At 66.2% G+C, this 16,113-nt stretch carries 17 protein-coding genes and 1 pseudogene; 4 read left to right on the top strand and 14 right to left on the bottom strand.

The features are described 5' to 3' along the window. Positions 1-28 precede the first annotated feature (28 nt). The 10 genes and pseudogenes from AWC03_RS03480 to AWC03_RS03525 all read right to left on the bottom strand — a co-directional run bounded on the left by AWC03_RS03480 (position 29) and on the right by AWC03_RS03525 (position 7,457). Positions 29-502, bottom strand: a complete 474-nt coding sequence (locus AWC03_RS03480) for a hypothetical protein (RefSeq protein ID WP_249025819.1) — start codon at positions 500-502, stop codon at positions 29-31. Continuing rightward, positions 486-1,331, bottom strand: coding sequence for a TauD/TfdA dioxygenase family protein (locus tag AWC03_RS03485; protein WP_085239127.1), 846 nt, complete (start codon positions 1,329-1,331; stop codon positions 486-488). Before AWC03_RS03485 ends, AWC03_RS03480 begins: the two co-directional genes overlap by 17 nt. A gap of 37 nt (positions 1,332-1,368) precedes the next feature. Next, complete coding sequence (locus AWC03_RS03490) at positions 1,369-1,704, bottom strand: hypothetical protein (protein WP_085239128.1); 336 nt, start codon at positions 1,702-1,704, stop codon at positions 1,369-1,371. A gap of 4 nt (positions 1,705-1,708) precedes the next feature. Beyond that, positions 1,709-2,977: an aromatic ring-hydroxylating oxygenase subunit alpha gene (locus AWC03_RS03495; protein ID WP_085239129.1), complete on the bottom strand. Its 1,269-nt coding sequence runs from the start codon at positions 2,975-2,977 to the stop codon at positions 1,709-1,711. A gap of 19 nt (positions 2,978-2,996) precedes the next feature. Then, positions 2,997-3,773 (bottom strand): SDR family NAD(P)-dependent oxidoreductase, encoded by a 777-nt coding sequence (locus tag AWC03_RS03500; RefSeq protein WP_211279204.1) that lies wholly within the window; start codon positions 3,771-3,773, stop codon positions 2,997-2,999. A 2-nt stretch (positions 3,774-3,775) separates the two neighbouring features. Beyond that, positions 3,776-4,042 (bottom strand): annotated as a pseudogene (locus AWC03_RS03505) (2Fe-2S iron-sulfur cluster-binding protein); the annotation flags it as partial. Between the two features lie 116 nt (positions 4,043-4,158). After that, positions 4,159-4,611: a MarR family winged helix-turn-helix transcriptional regulator gene (locus AWC03_RS03510; protein WP_085239131.1), complete on the bottom strand. Its 453-nt coding sequence runs from the start codon at positions 4,609-4,611 to the stop codon at positions 4,159-4,161. After that, positions 4,595-5,857, bottom strand: a complete 1,263-nt coding sequence (locus AWC03_RS03515; protein ID WP_085239132.1) for a metal-dependent hydrolase family protein — start codon at positions 5,855-5,857, stop codon at positions 4,595-4,597. The genes AWC03_RS03510 and AWC03_RS03515 overlap by 17 nt, the downstream gene beginning before the upstream one ends. Continuing rightward, positions 5,854-6,174 carry a hypothetical protein gene (locus AWC03_RS03520; protein WP_090421598.1) on the bottom strand — a complete coding sequence of 107 codons (321 nt, stop codon included), beginning with the start codon at positions 6,172-6,174 and terminating at the stop codon, positions 5,854-5,856. Before AWC03_RS03520 ends, AWC03_RS03515 begins: the two co-directional genes overlap by 4 nt. Before the next feature lie 14 nt (positions 6,175-6,188). Then, positions 6,189-7,457, bottom strand: a complete 1,269-nt coding sequence (locus tag AWC03_RS03525) for an aromatic ring-hydroxylating oxygenase subunit alpha (protein WP_085239133.1) — start codon at positions 7,455-7,457, stop codon at positions 6,189-6,191. A gap of 161 nt (positions 7,458-7,618) precedes the next feature. Here AWC03_RS03525 and AWC03_RS03530 point away from each other — a divergent pair, with 161 nt between their 5' ends. The 3 genes from AWC03_RS03530 (at position 7,619) to AWC03_RS03540 (ending at position 11,505) form a co-directional block, all read left to right on the top strand. Next, positions 7,619-9,064, top strand: a complete 1,446-nt coding sequence (locus AWC03_RS03530) for an aldehyde dehydrogenase (protein WP_085239134.1) — start codon at positions 7,619-7,621, stop codon at positions 9,062-9,064. A gap of 120 nt (positions 9,065-9,184) precedes the next feature. After that, on the top strand, positions 9,185-10,216 hold the full coding sequence (locus tag AWC03_RS03535; RefSeq protein ID WP_085239135.1) for a hotdog fold thioesterase: 1,032 nt from the start codon (positions 9,185-9,187) through the stop codon (positions 10,214-10,216). Between the two features lie 83 nt (positions 10,217-10,299). Next, positions 10,300-11,505, top strand: coding sequence for an amidohydrolase family protein (locus AWC03_RS03540; RefSeq protein WP_085239136.1), 1,206 nt, complete (start codon positions 10,300-10,302; stop codon positions 11,503-11,505). Between the two features lie 222 nt (positions 11,506-11,727). Here AWC03_RS03540 and AWC03_RS03545 read toward each other — a convergent pair whose 3' ends face one another. From AWC03_RS03545 to AWC03_RS03555, 3 genes are all read right to left on the bottom strand, one after another. Continuing rightward, positions 11,728-12,231, bottom strand: coding sequence for a DUF421 domain-containing protein (locus AWC03_RS03545; RefSeq protein ID WP_085239137.1), 504 nt, complete (start codon positions 12,229-12,231; stop codon positions 11,728-11,730). A 221-nt stretch (positions 12,232-12,452) separates the two neighbouring features. Continuing rightward, positions 12,453-13,832: a PPE family protein gene (locus AWC03_RS03550; protein WP_085239138.1), complete on the bottom strand. Its 1,380-nt coding sequence runs from the start codon at positions 13,830-13,832 to the stop codon at positions 12,453-12,455. Between the two features lie 73 nt (positions 13,833-13,905). Beyond that, positions 13,906-15,114 carry a PPE family protein gene (locus tag AWC03_RS03555; protein WP_085239139.1) on the bottom strand — a complete coding sequence of 403 codons (1,209 nt, stop codon included), beginning with the start codon at positions 15,112-15,114 and terminating at the stop codon, positions 13,906-13,908. 272 nt (positions 15,115-15,386) lie between these two features. Between AWC03_RS03555 and AWC03_RS03560 the strand changes: the two genes are divergently transcribed. Next, positions 15,387-15,773, top strand: a complete 387-nt coding sequence (locus AWC03_RS03560; protein ID WP_085239140.1) for a hypothetical protein — start codon at positions 15,387-15,389, stop codon at positions 15,771-15,773. A gap of 6 nt (positions 15,774-15,779) precedes the next feature. On the opposite strand, the gene AWC03_RS03565 is transcribed toward AWC03_RS03560, so the two are convergent. After that, positions 15,780-16,103, bottom strand: a complete 324-nt coding sequence (locus tag AWC03_RS03565; RefSeq protein ID WP_085239239.1) for a hypothetical protein — start codon at positions 16,101-16,103, stop codon at positions 15,780-15,782. Positions 16,104-16,113 lie beyond the last annotated feature (10 nt).

Here is a 16,113-nt window from a genome sequence, read left to right on the forward strand (position 1 = left end):
GCCAGGCCCGGGGCTGCGCGCGCAGCCGTCACCCGACCGGAGCGATTCCCGAACTCGAGACGGTGAAGCCGCTCCCCGAGGCCACCGTGCACGTCACCCCACCGCTCTCCGACCGGCACGTGAACGGGCCGGCTCCCCGCGTCTGGCCATAACCGAGGATCGGGGTCCCCTCCGCCGGATTGGCCAGGCAGCTTTCGCCCGTGCAGCGGGAGAGGGTTCCAGCGGTGTCCATGCTTACCGAAGCCGGCGGCGCCAGGGTGAAGCAGAATGTCTCGTCGGGGATGCCGCGACGCTGATAGTTGATCTCGCAGCTGATGTTGCGTGACGGGGACAGGAAGGCCACGTAGTTGTCCTGGTCCGCGGCGGCCGGCGGGGCGAACGGGATGGCCGCGGCGCCGCCCAGGACGGTTGCCGCGACGGTCAGCGCGTATCTCAGCACCTGCCAACCGTGCCATAGCCGGCGCGCACGACGGACCGGTTTGGTGCTATCGGATCGGTTCATCGCCGAGCACGGTCGTGCGCAGCATCTCCCGCTGTGAGGTGGGATCGTATGGGGCCGCGCGGTGGAGCACCCCGCGGTTGTCCCAGATGACGGTGTCCCCCACCGCCCAGTGGTGGCTGTACACCTTGTCCGCTCCGGTGGCCCGCGCGAGTAACGCCTCGAGCAGCGTTCGGCCCTCCTCGAGATCCATGCCCACCACGTAGTCGGCCGAAGCGCCCAGCACCAGCGACTTGCGGCCGCTGCGGTGCGTCCACACCAACGGGTGCTCGTGCGTGCGCCGGGATCGCCAGCGGGCCAGCTGTTCTGGCGTGGGGTCTGGGTGGACGCGCCGCTGCGAGGCTTCCAGGGAGTGCACGACGCGGAGCGCCCCGAAGCGGTCCTTCTCCTCGGCGGTCAGTTCGTCGTAGGCGGCATAGGAGTTGGCGAATTCCGTTTCGCCGCCCCATTCGGCGACCTGCACGGCCGACAGGACGGTGGCCTTCTGCGGGCACTCGTCGCCGAGCGGCGTGCAGCCATCGATGTGCCAGTCGAACGTGGCCTTCAAGATCTCCGCCGAGGAGTTCTTGGCCGGGTTCAGCGAGATGGGATAAATGCCGGCGACCGGGTGATGGCCGTCGGCGGAATGGTCGACCTCACCCAGTAGACGACAGAAATCGACCTGGATGTCTGGGTCGAGGTGCAGACCGCGGAGGACCAGAACTCCGTTGTCCTCCAACGCATCCAGGATCGCCTGACCGACCGGGTCGCCGGAGGCCAGCCGGGCCGGATCGAGGCCGGTGACTTCCGCGCCGACGGACGCGGTGAGCTTGTTGATGGTGAGCAGACCCATGGTCTGTCCTTTCTGGCCATGATGTTGGAGGCCGCCGTCAGGGCACCGGCTCGACGGTGCGGATCATGACCGCGTCGGCGGCGCTGACGGGCGCGGGTTGATGCATGATCTCCACGGCCATTGCCACCATGATCAACGAATAGATCATGCGCAGCAGGTTCAGCGCGTCGTCGGGCACGTTGTCCAGTGGGAACTTGTCGCAGTATTCGATGGCCTCTTCGAGGCGCGGGAAGAACGCGTCGTAGAACTCGTGCATCTCGGGCATCGTGCTGGTGATCCTGGCGTTCCAGCGTTCGGTTTCGGTAGCCAGGCACCACCGTGGGGCGAACTTCTCGAGTTCGCTGAATGCGCTGGACAGCATGGCATCTGGCATGCGATCAAACCCCCGCCGGCGCCGGAGCGTGTTCGCTGCGGTAGGCATCGACCCAGTCGGCGACGACCTTGTGCAGATGGCGCACCAGGATCTCTTGGTCGTTGAGGGGGAAGTCGTCGACGATCCCGTACTCCAGCGCGGCCTGTGTACCACCGAGCATCCCCGCGTCCTGCAGCGCGAATTCCTTGAGCACTACCGACGCCACTTCGTGTTCGATGCGTTCCCGCACGCTGCGGGCGGGGTGAAAGTAGGTGTAGGCCTCGAAGCGATGGGTATTGTGCGAGGTGGGCCAATAGCGGTAGAGCAGGTACCAGCCGCCGTAGATCAATATCTCGATGTTGGGGAAGATCTGGAAATTGCTGATGCCCCAGGGCTCGATGCCGCCCGGGTTGAGGCCGGGAGGTAGGTCTCCGATATCCGGCGTGCGCCACGGCCCGGCCAGCCCGCTCTGGGTGGCGCGCTCGATCGGATACATGTACTCCGGCGGCAGCAGCCACCGTCGCCGGCCGGCGGTCGACACGAGTCGGTGCGGACCGTCGAGTTGGAAGTGCCCACAGGTGAATCCAGCGTTGGGGTCGCGCACGTCGGGGGGCACTTGTTGGGGATGCAGCGAGGGTACGTGGTAGTACTCCTGAAACGCGTCGGCGAAGATCTTCCAGTTGCTGTTGTTATGTGCCACCCACTCGTAACGTTCGGTCAACTTGCCGAACGGGTAACCGTCGAGCCCGGTGACCATGGGCCCCAGGAATTCGCGCAAGCTCTGCCGCGGTTCGGCGTCGAGGTTGATGAAGATGAACCCGTTCCAGACGTCACAGTGCACGGGTCGCAGTCCATACTCGGACGGGTCGAGGTCGAAGAATTCGGATTCCTGCTGCACGAATGTCAGGGCACCCTCGAGGTCGTAGCGCCACCCGTGGTACTTGCAGGTGAACTGGCGGCAGGTGCCCCGCGTCTCCTGGGCGGGAAAGTCGTTCCACACCAGCTTGTTTCCCCGGTGGCGGCAGACGTTGTAGAAGGCCCGGATGCGCTCGTCTCGCCCCTTCACCACGATGACCGAAGTGCGGGCCACCTCGATCTCTTTGGTCAGGTAGCTGCCGGCGCGAGGCAGCTCCTCCACCCGGGCGACGTTCAGCCAGGCGCGTTTGAAGATCGCTTCGCGTTCGAGTTCGTAGAACTCCGGCGACGTGGAGTCGCCGAACGACACTGGGCCGGTGCCCAGCTCGGGATAGTGTTCGGTCCAGGACCCCTCCGGGGGCCTGCCTGATCGGGTCATCGAAACCTCCTGATCGACGTCACAACACGGCGCCGCCGTTGACGCCCAAGACCTGGCCCGTGATGAACCTGGCTTCCTCCGAGCACAGGAACCCGACCGCCGCGGCGACGTCGGCCCCCGTGCCCAGGTAACCCAACGGGATGTTGGCGGCGATCTGCTCGTTGGGCGGCAGATAGCCGGCGGCCTGGCCCTGGTGCTGCATCGGCGTTTCGATGCCCGACGGCGGGATGTTGTTGATCGTGATTCCGTGCGGAGCGTATTCGCGGGCCAGCGACTTGGTCAACGTGATCACCCCGCCTTTGGCCGCCGCGTAATGAGCGGCGAACGGTGAGCCGCGTTGAGCGCTCGACGACGAGATCATCACGATCCTGCCCCATTTGGCGTCGACCATGTCCGGGAGCGCGAGTTGGCAGCAATGGAACGTGCCGGTCAGGTTGACGTCGATGATCCGCGCCCACGACTCGGCGGTGATGTCGGTGAAGGCCGAGAATCCGAAAAGCCCGGCGCTGGTCACCAACACCGTGATCGGACCCAACGCGCCGCGGGTCTTCGCGAAAGCCTGCTCCAGCGCGGGCCGGTCGGTGACATCGGCTCCTACGCCGATCGCGGCGACGCCCTCGGCACGCAGATCTTCGGTGACACGTTGCGCCGCTTGCTCGTTGACGTCGAGGACGGCGACCCTGTGTCCGCGCCGGCCCAGTTCGTGACAGGTGGCTTCGCCCATACCCGAGGCGCCGCCCGTCACCACGGCTACCCGGCTCACAGACGACGTTCCATCGCGATTGCTCTCCTGCATGTTCACTCGTAGACCACCCGCACGGTCCTGCTCGTCGGCAGGGCCTGGCAGGTCAGCACCCAGCCGTCGTCGACCTCCTCGTCGTCGAGTGCGTCATTGTTGAGCATCCGCGCGCTCCCGTGCGTCAGACGCGCCATGCACGTTGCGCAGGAACCGGTTTCGCACGACGATGGCGCCGCCAAGCCGGCCATGCGGGCCGTCTGCAGCAGGGTGTCGCCCGCACTGTAGGCCACCGTGGTGGCGCGCCGGTCCAGCTCTATGGTCACTTCCTCGGTCACGACCCCGTCGGTATCGCGCGGCCCCGCCCCGGTGGCCGCTGTGGGTTCTGACATCCCCCGAACAGTATCAAGTACTTGCCATTGATATCAAGTACTAGAGACTAGCCCTAGTTCTCGACGTGGTCATTGAAAAGCTCATGGCCGGTGCCCTTTTCGACGACGCGGCCGAGCAGCTCACGCAGGGTTTGTTGCTCCTGAACGCTGAGGACGCCGAACACCTTCTCGTGCGCGGCGATCGCGTCGGTGACGACCGTCGCGGCGACGTTGCGCCCCTCGCCGGTGAGGTAGGCCTGCAGGATGCGGCCGTGCTGGGGGTCTCGTTTTCTCTCCACCAGGCCGCGGCGTTCCAGGGAGGTCAGGGCGAGCTGCACCCCCTGCGGGCTGATCAGCAGGCGGCGCGCGAGTTCGGCGCCGGACAGGCCCGGTTCGTTGGCGAGTTGGCGCAACACACCGATCTGGGCGGTGCTGACACCGTGCACCCGCATCGCGTCGTTGATCGTGGTCAGCGAATAGTAGAACGCCTGCTTGAGCAGCCACAGGAGGTTATCGGTGAGTTCCATGCTCGGCTCCCTGCTTGTAGATCTGGCCGCCCTTCATGACGAATGACACCTCCAGTGTGGTGTCGATGTCCTGAGCGGGATCGCCGGGCACGGCGATGATGTCGGCGAGGTAGCCGGGGGCGAGCCGGCCGAGCTCGCCGTCGGCTTCGATGAGCTCGGCCGCCACCAAGGTCGCCGACCGGATCGCCTGCATGGGACTCATGCCACGCTTTACCAGCGCGCCGAGCTCCTTGGCGTTCTGGCCGTGCGGGATCGCGGGCGCGTCGGTGCCGCAGGCGATCCGCACTCCGGCGGCGATGGCCTTGGGCAGCATGGCCTTGGCGCGCGGAAACACCTCTTCGGCCTTCCTGCGTAGCTCCGGTGCGATCCGGTCGACCGCCATCGCCTCGGTCAGGTACGTGGTGGAGACCAGGAAGGTGCCGTGATCGACCATCATCTGGATCGTCTCGTCACTGGCCAGAAATCCGTGTTCGATGCAGTCGATCCCGGCGCGGATGCAGGCTTGGATCGCGGTGTCGCCGACGGCGTGCGCGGCCACCCGCACCCCAGCGCGGTGGGCTTCGTCGGCGATCGCGGCGAATTCCGCGTCGGAGTATTGCTGGGCGCCCGGGGCCGTGCTGTGGGACATCACCCCGCCCGACGCCGAGACCTTGATCAGCTTGGCCCCGTGGCGAATCTGGTAGCGAACGCAGGCGATCACGTCCGGGACGCCGTTGGCGATGCCCTCCGCTATCGACAGCGGCATGATTCCCGGGGCGAGTCGCTGGAACACCGTCGGGTCCAGGTGCCCGCCGTACGGAGTGACGGCGTGACCGGCGGGGTAGATCCGCGGGCCGGCGTACCAGCCCTGGTCGATGGCCCGCTGCAGCGCAACGTCGAGCAGGTAGCCGCCCGTCTTGACCATCAAACCCAGGTTGCGCACGGTGGTGAAACCCGCCTCCAGGGTGGTGCGCGCATTGACCGCGCCGCGCAAGGTGCGATAGGCGGGGTCGTCTTGGACACCGTGCATCGGTGACGGCAGACCCTCGGGTCCGCCGGGCCCGCCGATCAGCAGGTTGAGTTCCATGTCCATCAGGCCCGGCAGCAGCGTCACGTCTCCCAGGTCGATGACGGTGGCCGAATCCGGCATGCCGCCTCCGGGATTGACGGCGGCGATACGCTCACCCTCGACCACTACCAGGGCCGGTGAGCGAACCTGGCCGCCGACCACGTCGGCCCACCGCGCCGCCCGCAGGACGGTGGTCATGGAACGGGCTCGGACACGCAATCCAGCGTGGACGCACCGGAGTCGGGCACCCGGGGCTGCTTCCAGCACTCCACCGGAAAGGACACCATGATCATCGAATACAGCAGGTGCATCAGATTCAGGACATCATCGGGCAGGTCGTCGAGGGAGAACTTGTCGCAGTAACTCAAGGCCTCTTCCGCCCGGGGCGTGATCGCGTCGTAAAACGCCTTCATCTCGGTCATGGTGCTCGCCAGCCTCTTGGCATAGCGCTCCGGCTCGGAAGGCAGGCACCAGTCCGTGAACTGCTCGAGGTCGGCGAATTCGGTGGGCAGCATGGAGGACACCGCGGTCACACCCCCGCCGTCGAGGTCCGACGGTATTGATCGATCCACGCCGCGGTCTCCTTATGCAAGTGCCGCAGCAGGACTTCCTGGTCGTTGAGTAGGAATCGATCGACCACCCGCGACTCGATCATGCTCTGCGTCGCCTCCAGCGTGTTGGCGTCTTGCAGGCCGTACTCCTTGAACGAGACGGCCGCGAGTTCCTGGGCGACACGCTCGCGCGGAGTGCGCGGCTCGGGGAAATACAACGTTCCCTCGAAAATGTGGGAGTTGAAGGAGGTCGGCCAGTAGTGATAGGTCAGATACCAGCCCTGACCCCAGAACAGCATCACGAAGTTGGGGAACAGCTGGAAGGAGTCCAGCCCCCATGGATCGCATTTCGCCGGGTTCAGCCCGGCGGGCATCTCCCCCAGGTCCGGTTTGTCCCAGGGACCGAAGAGGCCGCTCTGGCAGATGTCCTCGATCGGCTTGCGCATCTCCGCCGACATCTCCCACGCCCGCACCCCGGAGGTGCTCACCAACCGGTGCGGGCCTTCCAATCGGTAGTGCGGGGCCTCAAATCCGGCCTCGGCGGCCGCCTTTGAGTACGCGGTCGGCGACTGGTTCGCGTGCAGCACCGGCGCGTGATAGAACTCCTGGAACGCGTCCATGTAGAGCTTCCAGTTCGCCTTCACCTCCGAGCGGTAACACCAGCGCGACGTCATCTTGTCGAACGGATATCCCTCCAGCGCGGTGACCATCGGTCCGAGGAATTCCCGCAGCGGCTGTTCGGGTTCCCTGGCGAAGTTGACGAAGATGAAGCCTTCCCAGATGTCGCAATGCACCGGTACCAATCCGTAGCGACTCTTGTCGAGGTCGAAGAATTCCTCCTCCTGCTGTACGAACGTCAAGTTGCCGTCCAGGTCGTACCGCCACGCGTGGTACTTGCAGGTGAACTGGCGGCACACACCGCTGGTCTCCTCGAGCGGCATGTCGTTCCATACCAGCTTGTTGCCCCGGTGGCGGCACACGTTGTGGTACGCCTTGACCTCCCCGGATTTCGTGCGCACCAGGATGATCGAGGTGTTGACGGCCTTGAGCTCCTTGGTGAAGTAGCTGCCCGTACGCGAGAGTTGGTCGACGCGCCCAACATTGAGCCAGGCGCGCTTGAAGATGGCCTCGCGCTCCAGCTCGTGGATCTGAGGGCTGATGGAATCTTCGTACGAGACCGGCCCGGTTCCCAACTCGGGGTAGTGCTGCGTCCAGCTGCCCTCCGGCGGCTTGGGGAATCGAGCCATGAGCGCTCCTGTCCGATGTCACCGGGCCGTCCGACGGTCGGTTCCTCCGAATGGCCACGCGGCGGCGGTGTTTCAGCGATTCCGTGGTACTGCGTCGAGGCCGACGGTATATGCTCGACCGCATAATCACAAGTAGTTGATATTGCCGACGGGAGTCTTCGATGGAGCAGGACCATGGGTCGCGAATTGCGTCGAGCCCTTCCGTGCTGGCGCACGCAGAAACATTCGAGGTCATCTCCCCGCACACCGAGGAACCCATCGCCGAAGTGGCCGCCGCCGGTCCGGCCGACGTCGAAGCTGCGGTCGGGGCCGCACACGCAGCGCTGGATGCGGGGCCCTGGGGCCGAACCGATCCCACCGAACGGATCGCGGCGATTCGTCGACTCGTCGACGTCTACGACGGTCGGCGTGCGGAGATGGCCGGCGTCATCTCGGCCGAGATCGGCGCCCCGATCACCTTCGCCCAGCGCGCCCAAGTCGGCTTGCCGGCGATGATGATGCGCGCATTTTGCGACCTCGCCGAGCGGCACTCCTGGCGGGAGACCCGCCGCGGCTTCTTCGGCGCCGACGTCCACGTGCACAAGGAACCGGTCGGCGTGGTCGCCGCGATCGTGCCGTGGAACATGCCCCAGTTCCTCATCACCACCAAATTGGTGCCCGCGCTGCTCGCCGGCTGCTCCGTCGTGCTCAAGCCCGCTCCCGAATCCCCTTTGAACGCATTACTTTTGGCCGAGATGCTCGACCAGGCCGACCTGCCCCGGGGCGTGGTCAGCGTCCTACCCGGTGATGGTGCAGTCGGTGAACTCCTGGTGTCCCACCCCGGCGTGGACAAGGTGTCGTTCACCGGATCGACCGCTGCCGGGCGGGCCGTCGCGGCCGCGTGCGCGGCGAACCTCACCAAGGTCAGTCTCGAGCTCGGCGGGAAATCGGCCGCCATCGTCCTCGATGACGCCGCACCCGAGGCGGTCGCGGCCGGCGTGCGCTCGGCGAGCCTGTCCAACAGTGGCCAAATCTGCAACGCGTTGACCCGCGTACTGGTCCCCCATCACCGCCACGACGAGTATGTCGAAGCTCTGGCCGCGGAGATGACCACCCTGCGGGTGGGCGATCCCAGCGATCCGGACACCCAGCTGGGCCCGCTGGTGTCCCGCCGCCAACAGCAGCGCGTGCGCGACTACATCCAGATCGGCCGGGACGAAGGCGCACAACTCGTCACCGGCGGGACCGCAATGCCGGACGGGCTCGACCGCGGCTGGTATGTCGCGCCCACCCTGTTCGCCTCCACCGCCAACAGCATGCGCATCGCGCGCGAAGAGATCTTCGGCCCGGTGATCACCGTCATCCCTTACCGCGACGAGGACTACGCGGTGGCCATCGCCAACGACTCCGACTACGGCCTTGCCGGTTCCGTCTGGACAGCGGACACCGACCGGGCTCTGTCGATCGCAGCGCGGGTGCGCAGCGGAACCCTCGGAATCAACCAGGGCTACACCATGGACCCGTTCGCTCCCTTCGGCGGCGTCAAGGGCAGCGGCTACGGTCGCGAGTTGGGGCCCGAGGGCATCGACAGCTACCTGGAAACCAAGTCCATCGCGGTCTCGCCGTAATCGTCGCGGAGACACCCGACAGATACTCGGCATCTTCTGCCCCGAGGCATGAACGCCTTCAGCACCGCGCGGTAACCTCGTTCTCAACCGCATACCGCGCCGAGGAAGGACCACGCGCTCATGACCGACCTTGGCGACGACGCCGAAGTGACGCGCGGCGACCGGTTCATCAAGACAGCCGTCGAGATCCTGGGCGAAACCGGGCGCACCGATTTCACGGTGCAGGAGGTCGTCGCCCGCTCGAAGACGTCGCTGCGCGCCTTCTACCAGCATTTCAGCAGCAAGGACGAATTGCTGCTGGCGCTGTTCGACCGGACCATCGCCCACTCGGTGGAGGCCTGGCGTGCCGAAACCCAGGGGCTGGACAGCACCGCGGCGTTGAAACTCGTCATCGACCGCATCAGCCAGCAGCCGGAATCGAGCACCCAGGACAGCCTCAATCGCGCATTGACGCTCTACAACCAGCACCTGGCCGAGACCCGCCCCCGCGACTACGCCCGCGTGCTCTCCCCGTTGCATCAGCTCATCCGCGACATCGTCGGGCAGGGCATCACCGAGGGGGTCTTCAACCCGGGGGTCGACGTCGGCGCGGCGGCCGCGATCGTCATGCAGACGGTGATGGGCGCACAGCGATTGCATTGGCTGGGAACGGAATTGAACGGAGCGCCTGTCGACGCGGGCCAACTGTACGACTTCTGCAGCCGCGCCCTCGGCATCCGCGACACCGATGAGGAATCGCCCACTCCCTCGCTGACCGAGCTGTTCGCCCAGATCGGCATGCGGCCGGGCACCCGCGCTGGCGAGTTCGCGATGACGATGCCCGTCAGTCCGGCCGTCGTCAACACGTCCGGCGCGCTGCAGGGCGGCTTGATCGCGACGCTCGTCGACGTGGCGGGAGGGCAGTTCGGTCTGGAGCACTTGCAGCCGGGCACCACGATGACGACCGCCGACCTGTTCATCCGTTACCTGCGCCCCATCCGGCAGGGCTGCGCGTATGCGGTGCCCCGAATGCTGCGGTCCGGACGGCGGGCGATGGTGATGCAGGTGGACATCTACGGCGACGGCGACGACGAACTCGTCGCGACGGCGACCGTCAATTTCGCCGTCATCAACGGAGGGACGCCGACGGCCGGCCTGCGCGCGACCCCCTGAGACGCCGGTACACCTTGGTAGGCGAAAGTGGTAACGTCATTACCACGTGCAGAGAATCCAAGACTTCTCCCGAGGAGATCGCCATGCCGTCTCGCGAACTTTCCTTCCCCGTGTTCGACGCGGACAACCACATGTACGAACCGCAGGAGGCGCTGACCAAGTTCCTGCCGGACAACCGCAAGCACGTCATCGACTACGTGCAGGTCCGCGGTCGCACCAAGATCGTGGTGCGGGGCCACATCAGCGAGTACATCCCCAACCCGACGTTCGAGGTGGTAGCGCGCCCCGGCGCCCAGGAGGACTACTTCCGCAACGGCGCGCAGGGCAAGACCTACCGCGAAATCCTCGGCGAGCCGATGAAGGCCATCCCCGCCTTCCGCGAACCGGGCGCGCGGCTGGAGGTGATGGACGAGCTCGGCATCGACTACGCCCTGATGTTCCCGACCCTGGCCAGCCTGGTCGAGGAGCGCATGAAGGACGACCCTGAGATGACCCACGACGTCATCCACGCGCTCAACCAATGGATGCACGAGCAGTGGTCGTTCAACTACCAGGACCGCATCTTCGCCACCCCGGTCATCACGCTTCCCATCGTCGAGCGCGCGCTCGAGGAACTCGAATGGTGCCTGGAGCGCGGCGCCCGCACCGTGCTGGTCCGCCCCGCGCCCGTGCCGGGCTTCAAGGGCAGCCGGTCGTTCGGACTCGAGGAGTTCGATCCGTTCTGGCAGGCCTGCATCAAGGCCGAGATCCCGGTCTCGATGCACGCCTCGGACAGCGGCTACTCCGAATTCGCGAACGTGTGGGAACCCGGCGACGAGTTCCTGCCGTTCAAGCCGACCGCGTTCCGCAGCTTCGCGATGGGCCACCGCCCGATCCTGGACGCGATGGGCGCGCTGGTGTGCCATGGCGCGTTGTCCCGCAACCCCGAGCTGCGGATCCTGTCGATCGAGAACGGCGCGGACTGGGTGCCCGACCTGTTCAAGGGCCTCAAGGGCGTCTACAAGAAGATGCCCCAGTCCTTCAGCGAAGACCCGGTCGAGGCGTTCAAGCGCTGTGTCTACATCACCCCGTTCTGGGAGGACCGGTTCACCGAGATCGTCAAGATGGTCGGCACCGACCGGGTGCTCTTCGGTTCCGACTGGCCGCACCCCGAGGGCCTGAAGGACCCGATCTCCTTCGTCGACGAGCTCACCGACTTCGACGAGGCGGACATCGCCAAGATCATGGGCGGCAACCTGATGAAGCTGATGAAGGTTTCCGCGCCTGCGAAGAAGCCCGTCTCGGCCTGACCCGCCATCGGGTATCGGCGACGGCCGCTGGCCGGAAGCCGGCTACATCGCCTCCTTGATGCCTCGCCGGATCAGCCAGACATTCGCCGGCCAGTCCGTCGGCCATCCAGCCGAACAGACCGACTTCGAATGCGGTGAGGGACAAGACGTCTGCCTTTGCCGCTGCCACCATGCCCTTCCGAAGCTCAACCCGCGCATCGGGGCGATCGCAAGATACCGACACTACGCCGACGGTTGTGATGTGCCGGGATGTTCGAAGACCGAGACCACTCCCTTGGTCTCGAACAGCGCGAGGTGGACGTCGGCGGGCGTTCGATGCCCGTGCTGGCGCAAGATGGCATCCATGTCCTCGCGAGTTAGTCTGCAACGGAACAGGTTCCGCTCATCGAGTTGTCCGTCGCGGATGAGCACCCGTATCGGTGGATCAACAAGTCTGCGCACCCACGGAATGAACCGCAGACGCGCGACAGTGTCATGTGCGGCGATCAAAGTCAGCAGTGCGGCGGCCCCAGTCAGCCATGCGGTCCCGGCTGACGTCGCGGTTCGTCCCACGATGGCGCCCACTGCGACAGCCGTGACCCAATCGAACGGCGTGAATTCAGCGATGGTGCGCCGCAGCGTCAGTCGGAAAGCCGCTGCAGCGGTGAGGAACAGCGCCAGCGCCTTGATGGCCGCGTAGAGCGCTGGGTGCCACCCGTCGTATAGCTGTTGTAAGAGGTCGCTCATCGCATCACCCGGTTTCGCTAGTGGCCCACACATTCCTGCTTGATCCGAATACCCCAGGCGCGCCGAACTTTATCGCGGACCAGCCCATACCTCCCCAACTCCTACCGCCGAATGATTGCCTGCGCCTCGGTCGGCAACTGGTTGTCCGATGACGAACCCACTGATCGACGGGGAAGAAGAAGTGCCGTCGCATCCGCGCGGTAATTGCGGGATGGCGCCGTTTACTGGTGGGGTAGCGCAATTCGGGGCTTGCCGTTCTTCACGTGTACCGCGTGCGTGCCCGGTTTCTTTCGCAGTTCGTCCAGCAAGCCGTCGAGGTGGTCGGGATCGGTATGCCAGTGCTGGACACTGCCCGGATTTTCGGCCATGTCGGCCACGACCCGTTGCAGGTTCTCCGGCGAGTCACTGTCTTTGAGGCTCGCCCCGTCCTGGACAGGCTGATTGCGCCCTTTGACGCCGACGCCAGGTAGGGCGCGGGGAAGGGCGGCACCGAGCGCACCCCCGGCCATGCCCGCCACCGCCAGACCGCTGAAAAAGCTTCCCTCGCTCACGGTGGCCGCCGCGACGGCGCCCTCGGACGTACCCGACAACACTGCGGCGACTGTCCTGATCGCCGGGGTTGCGACGGCCCAACTCGGCGGAACGGCCAATCCGCCCACCAAGCCGGCTTGGCCGACGGTGGCCGACACCGTCGATCCCAATGCCGGTGCGGCTGAGCCCAGTCCGGCCGCTAGACCTGGTGTGGCGGCCTTCACCGCGACCGTCAGATCGCCCAGATGCCGCGCGCCGATCACTAATCCCATGATGGTACTGATCAGCACGTCGTTGGCCGGCAGGACTGCCTTCGGTATCAGCTCGACGTTGCCAGCCAGTTTCGCCAACGGAGAGGAATCCAGGCTGCTGAGCAAACTTGCCAGGGAGGACGCCGACGGCGGATTCACCGCGGCGGGGGCCGCAAGACTTCGCAGCGCGCTCGGTGTGGCGGACGTCAGCTGGGACAAAACGGCCTGGCTATTCGTTCCGGCCGAGGTGCCGGCAACCTGGCTCACGGCGGCGGTCTGCCCCGCGGTGCCGGCCGGGTTGGTATTTTGCGCGGGCGGATCGAACGGCGTCAGTGCGGCGGCCGCTGCCGATTGACCCGCATAGCCGTACATCGCTGCCGCATCCTGGGCCCACATGCGGGCGTATCGGGCTTCGTTCGCCGCGATCGCCGCGGTGTTCTGACCGAAAGTGTTTGTGGCGATTAGCGACTCGAGCTCAGCGCGGTTCGTTTCGATCACGGGTGGCGGTACGGTGGCCGCGAAGGCGGCCTCGTAGGCCCCCGCCGCCGCCCTGGCGTGGATTCCGCTCTGTTCGGCTTGCGCTGCCGTCGCGTTCAACCATGCCGCGTACGGCGCGGCAGCGGCGGCCATCCTCGCCGACGAAGGACCCAGCCACGCAGTGGTCAATCCCGAGATCACTGAGGAATAGGAGGCCGCGATCGAACGCAGTTCCGCGGCAAGCTCATCCCACGCCGCAGCGGCGGTCAACATCGATCCCGATCCGGGGCCCGCGTACATGCGCTCGGAATTGATCTCCGGTGGTAACACCCCGTAATCCATTGCTGGCCTCCTCAATTCGCTTGGAGGGACTTGGCGGCATCGGCCGCCGACAGTGACGTCGCACAGGTCGTCATCATTCGGCCGCCTCGTGGATCACGAAAATGTTGGCTGTGGTGGCCTCCGCGGGGGCGGGTGTGGCGCCGCCCATGCCAGCGGAACGGGCCGCGGCCCCGCCGGTTCCACCAATTGCGCGGCCGGCCAACCCGGACAAGGCCATGTTGCCGACCAGGCTGCCCTGGCCGTCGGACGCGAGAGCCGCTGGAGCGGTGCTGAGGCTGCTCTGGGGCAATGTCGCGGCAATCGTCCGGATCTCGGGCGCGGCCGAGGCCCACCCCTGCGGCACGGACAATCCGCCGATCAAGCCCGCGCGGCCGACTCCCGCCGATACCGGCGCGCTGACCACGCGAACTCCCGCGGTACCCGCCTTGGCCAGGGCTTTGGAGTAATTCTCTGACGCGCTGGTCAAGTTCGCGGCGGCCTGGGGCGTCAGATAACTCTGTATGCCCAGAAGGTAAGGAACGCCGGGAATCGTGAACAGCGACGCCGGGGACAACGGGCCCGTGATGAACCCGTCGAGCGCCGAAAACAGTGATGGCGGATCGGCTGCCGCTGCCGGCGCCGCGGACTGCATGGGTGCGGCGAGGGTTTGCAGGGCCTGCGGCGTCGCCGCTATCAGCTGCGGCAGGTGCGTCGCCTGCGCGCCGGCCGCCGCGCTCGTGGCCTGACTGACCGCCGCGGCCTGGCCCGCGGCACCGGCCTGGTTGGTTGTCTGGGGCGGCGGATCGAATGAGGTAACCAGCGCGGCGGCCGCCGAGGACCCCGCATACCCGTACATGGCGGCAGCATCCTGCGCCCACATCTCCAGGTACTCGGCCTGGGTGGCCATGATCGCCGGGGTGTTCTGACCGAAGAAGTTCGTCGCGATCAGCGCCAGCAGCCGAGCACGGTTCGCCGCAACCGACGCCGGCGGCACCGTTGCCGCAAATGCGGCCTCGTACGCGGCGGCCGCGGCTCTGGCCTGGCCGGCCGTCAGCTCGGCCCGGCTTGCCGCGCCGCTCATCCACGCCGTGTAAGGCGCCGTAGCGGCCACCATGGTCTCCGAGGTGGAACCGCGCCACTCCGCCGTCAATCCCGAGACGACCGAGGATTGGCTCGCCGCCGTGGCGTTCAGTTGAGCCGCTAGGTCGTCCCAGGCGGCGGCCGCCGCCAACATCGGCCCCGAGCCCGGGCCGGTATACATCCGAGTCGAATTGATCTCCGGTGGGAGCATGCCGAAATCCATTGCCATGCAACACCTCCCACCTGGCCCGGAACCGATCGCAGCCCACCGAGAAGCGGTGCATGCTACTCGTCACTCAGGGGTTCCCGGGTTCGCACCTCATACGCTGGGAATGCACGTATCGACTCCTGTAGATACCCTGTAAACAATCAGCGTATGCAACTGTTGCATGATGCATCTTTCGCCGCCGCGCCGCATGTTGTAGGGAAGCCGGCGCAGGGTATTCACCGGCGAGAGCGGTCCCAGACGTGGTACGGCGGAAAAAGGAGGGCCCCATGAGCGCGGCACCGGAAAGTCCTCTGCGGGTGAGCATCGACGACGACCTCGAGTTCCTCACGGAGCAACTCCGCAGGCTCAGGGAACTCGGCGACCAGAAGCTAGCGGACGACGTCTTCGGAGACGAAGACATCTACGACCTGAGCGTCCGGTGGGGAACCGCGCTCGCCGGGCGGTTGCCACGCATGGCGCACTACATGTCCAGTGGCCTGCTGGACGACGCCGACGAACGCCGATTCCAATCGCTGTGTGACGAGTTGCGAGCGGCCTCGCCCCTGATCGAAAGATTCAAGCTGGCGCGTCCCAATCTCACGGTTTGGGAGAACGGCCGCCCCGATGGTCGGCAGCGGCGCGCGACGAGATGGCGGCGTCTCGGTCGCGCATAGCTTCTGTCAGGCGATCGAGGACCTCAGTGACATCGCGCAAGCCTGCTGCTCCTCGGACAGAAAATCCTTGCCGGACAAGCGGATCGCGGTCCTGGGCTTAGGGCACTCGGGGTTGCGGCAGGTCAGTGCCACCAGGTAGGCGTCGGCGTCCTCGTCCAAAAACAGAAAGCCCATGATCATCGCATCGCCGACGGTGAAGTCGGTGGCGCCGCAGGCCTCACAATGCCCCCCTTTGACGGCGATGAGTTCCAGCACCCGCTGACGCGCCGCGGGGTCCAAACCGATCAACTCGGGCCGCGACTGAGCCTGCTTTCCAGCCGCCTCGGTCATGTCGGTCATC

Source organism: Mycobacterium europaeum, assembly GCF_002102155.1.
GTDB classification, from domain to species: domain Bacteria; phylum Actinomycetota; class Actinomycetes; order Mycobacteriales; family Mycobacteriaceae; genus Mycobacterium; species Mycobacterium europaeum.

What these genes read in the sequence shown, in the direction of transcription:
- AWC03_RS03480 (WP_249025819.1), bottom strand. Translation starts at nt 502, where the DNA reads ATGAACCGATCCGATAGCACCAAACCGGTCCGTCGTGCGCGCCGGCTA.
- AWC03_RS03485 (WP_085239127.1), bottom strand. Translation starts at nt 1,331, where the DNA reads ATGGGTCTGCTCACCATCAACAAGCTCACCGCGTCCGTCGGCGCGGAA.
- AWC03_RS03490 (WP_085239128.1), bottom strand. Translation starts at nt 1,704, where the DNA reads ATGCCAGATGCCATGCTGTCCAGCGCATTCAGCGAACTCGAGAAGTTC.
- AWC03_RS03495 (WP_085239129.1), bottom strand. Translation starts at nt 2,977, where the DNA reads ATGACCCGATCAGGCAGGCCCCCGGAGGGGTCCTGGACCGAACACTAT.
- AWC03_RS03500 (WP_211279204.1), bottom strand. Translation starts at nt 3,773, where the DNA reads ATGCAGGAGAGCAATCGCGATGGAACGTCGTCTGTGAGCCGGGTAGCC.
- AWC03_RS03510 (WP_085239131.1), bottom strand. Translation starts at nt 4,611, where the DNA reads ATGGAACTCACCGATAACCTCCTGTGGCTGCTCAAGCAGGCGTTCTAC.
- AWC03_RS03515 (WP_085239132.1), bottom strand. Translation starts at nt 5,857, where the DNA reads ATGACCACCGTCCTGCGGGCGGCGCGGTGGGCCGACGTGGTCGGCGGC.
- AWC03_RS03520 (WP_090421598.1), bottom strand. Translation starts at nt 6,174, where the DNA reads ATGCTGCCCACCGAATTCGCCGACCTCGAGCAGTTCACGGACTGGTGC.
- AWC03_RS03525 (WP_085239133.1), bottom strand. Translation starts at nt 7,457, where the DNA reads ATGGCTCGATTCCCCAAGCCGCCGGAGGGCAGCTGGACGCAGCACTAC.
- AWC03_RS03530 (WP_085239134.1), top strand. Translation starts at nt 7,619, where the DNA reads ATGGAGCAGGACCATGGGTCGCGAATTGCGTCGAGCCCTTCCGTGCTG.
- AWC03_RS03535 (WP_085239135.1), top strand. Translation starts at nt 9,185, where the DNA reads ATGACCGACCTTGGCGACGACGCCGAAGTGACGCGCGGCGACCGGTTC.
- AWC03_RS03540 (WP_085239136.1), top strand. Translation starts at nt 10,300, where the DNA reads ATGCCGTCTCGCGAACTTTCCTTCCCCGTGTTCGACGCGGACAACCAC.
- AWC03_RS03545 (WP_085239137.1), bottom strand. Translation starts at nt 12,231, where the DNA reads ATGAGCGACCTCTTACAACAGCTATACGACGGGTGGCACCCAGCGCTC.
- AWC03_RS03550 (WP_085239138.1), bottom strand. Translation starts at nt 13,832, where the DNA reads ATGGATTACGGGGTGTTACCACCGGAGATCAATTCCGAGCGCATGTAC.
- AWC03_RS03555 (WP_085239139.1), bottom strand. Translation starts at nt 15,114, where the DNA reads ATGGATTTCGGCATGCTCCCACCGGAGATCAATTCGACTCGGATGTAT.
- AWC03_RS03560 (WP_085239140.1), top strand. Translation starts at nt 15,387, where the DNA reads ATGAGCGCGGCACCGGAAAGTCCTCTGCGGGTGAGCATCGACGACGAC.
- AWC03_RS03565 (WP_085239239.1), bottom strand. Translation starts at nt 16,103, where the DNA reads ATGACCGAGGCGGCTGGAAAGCAGGCTCAGTCGCGGCCCGAGTTGATC.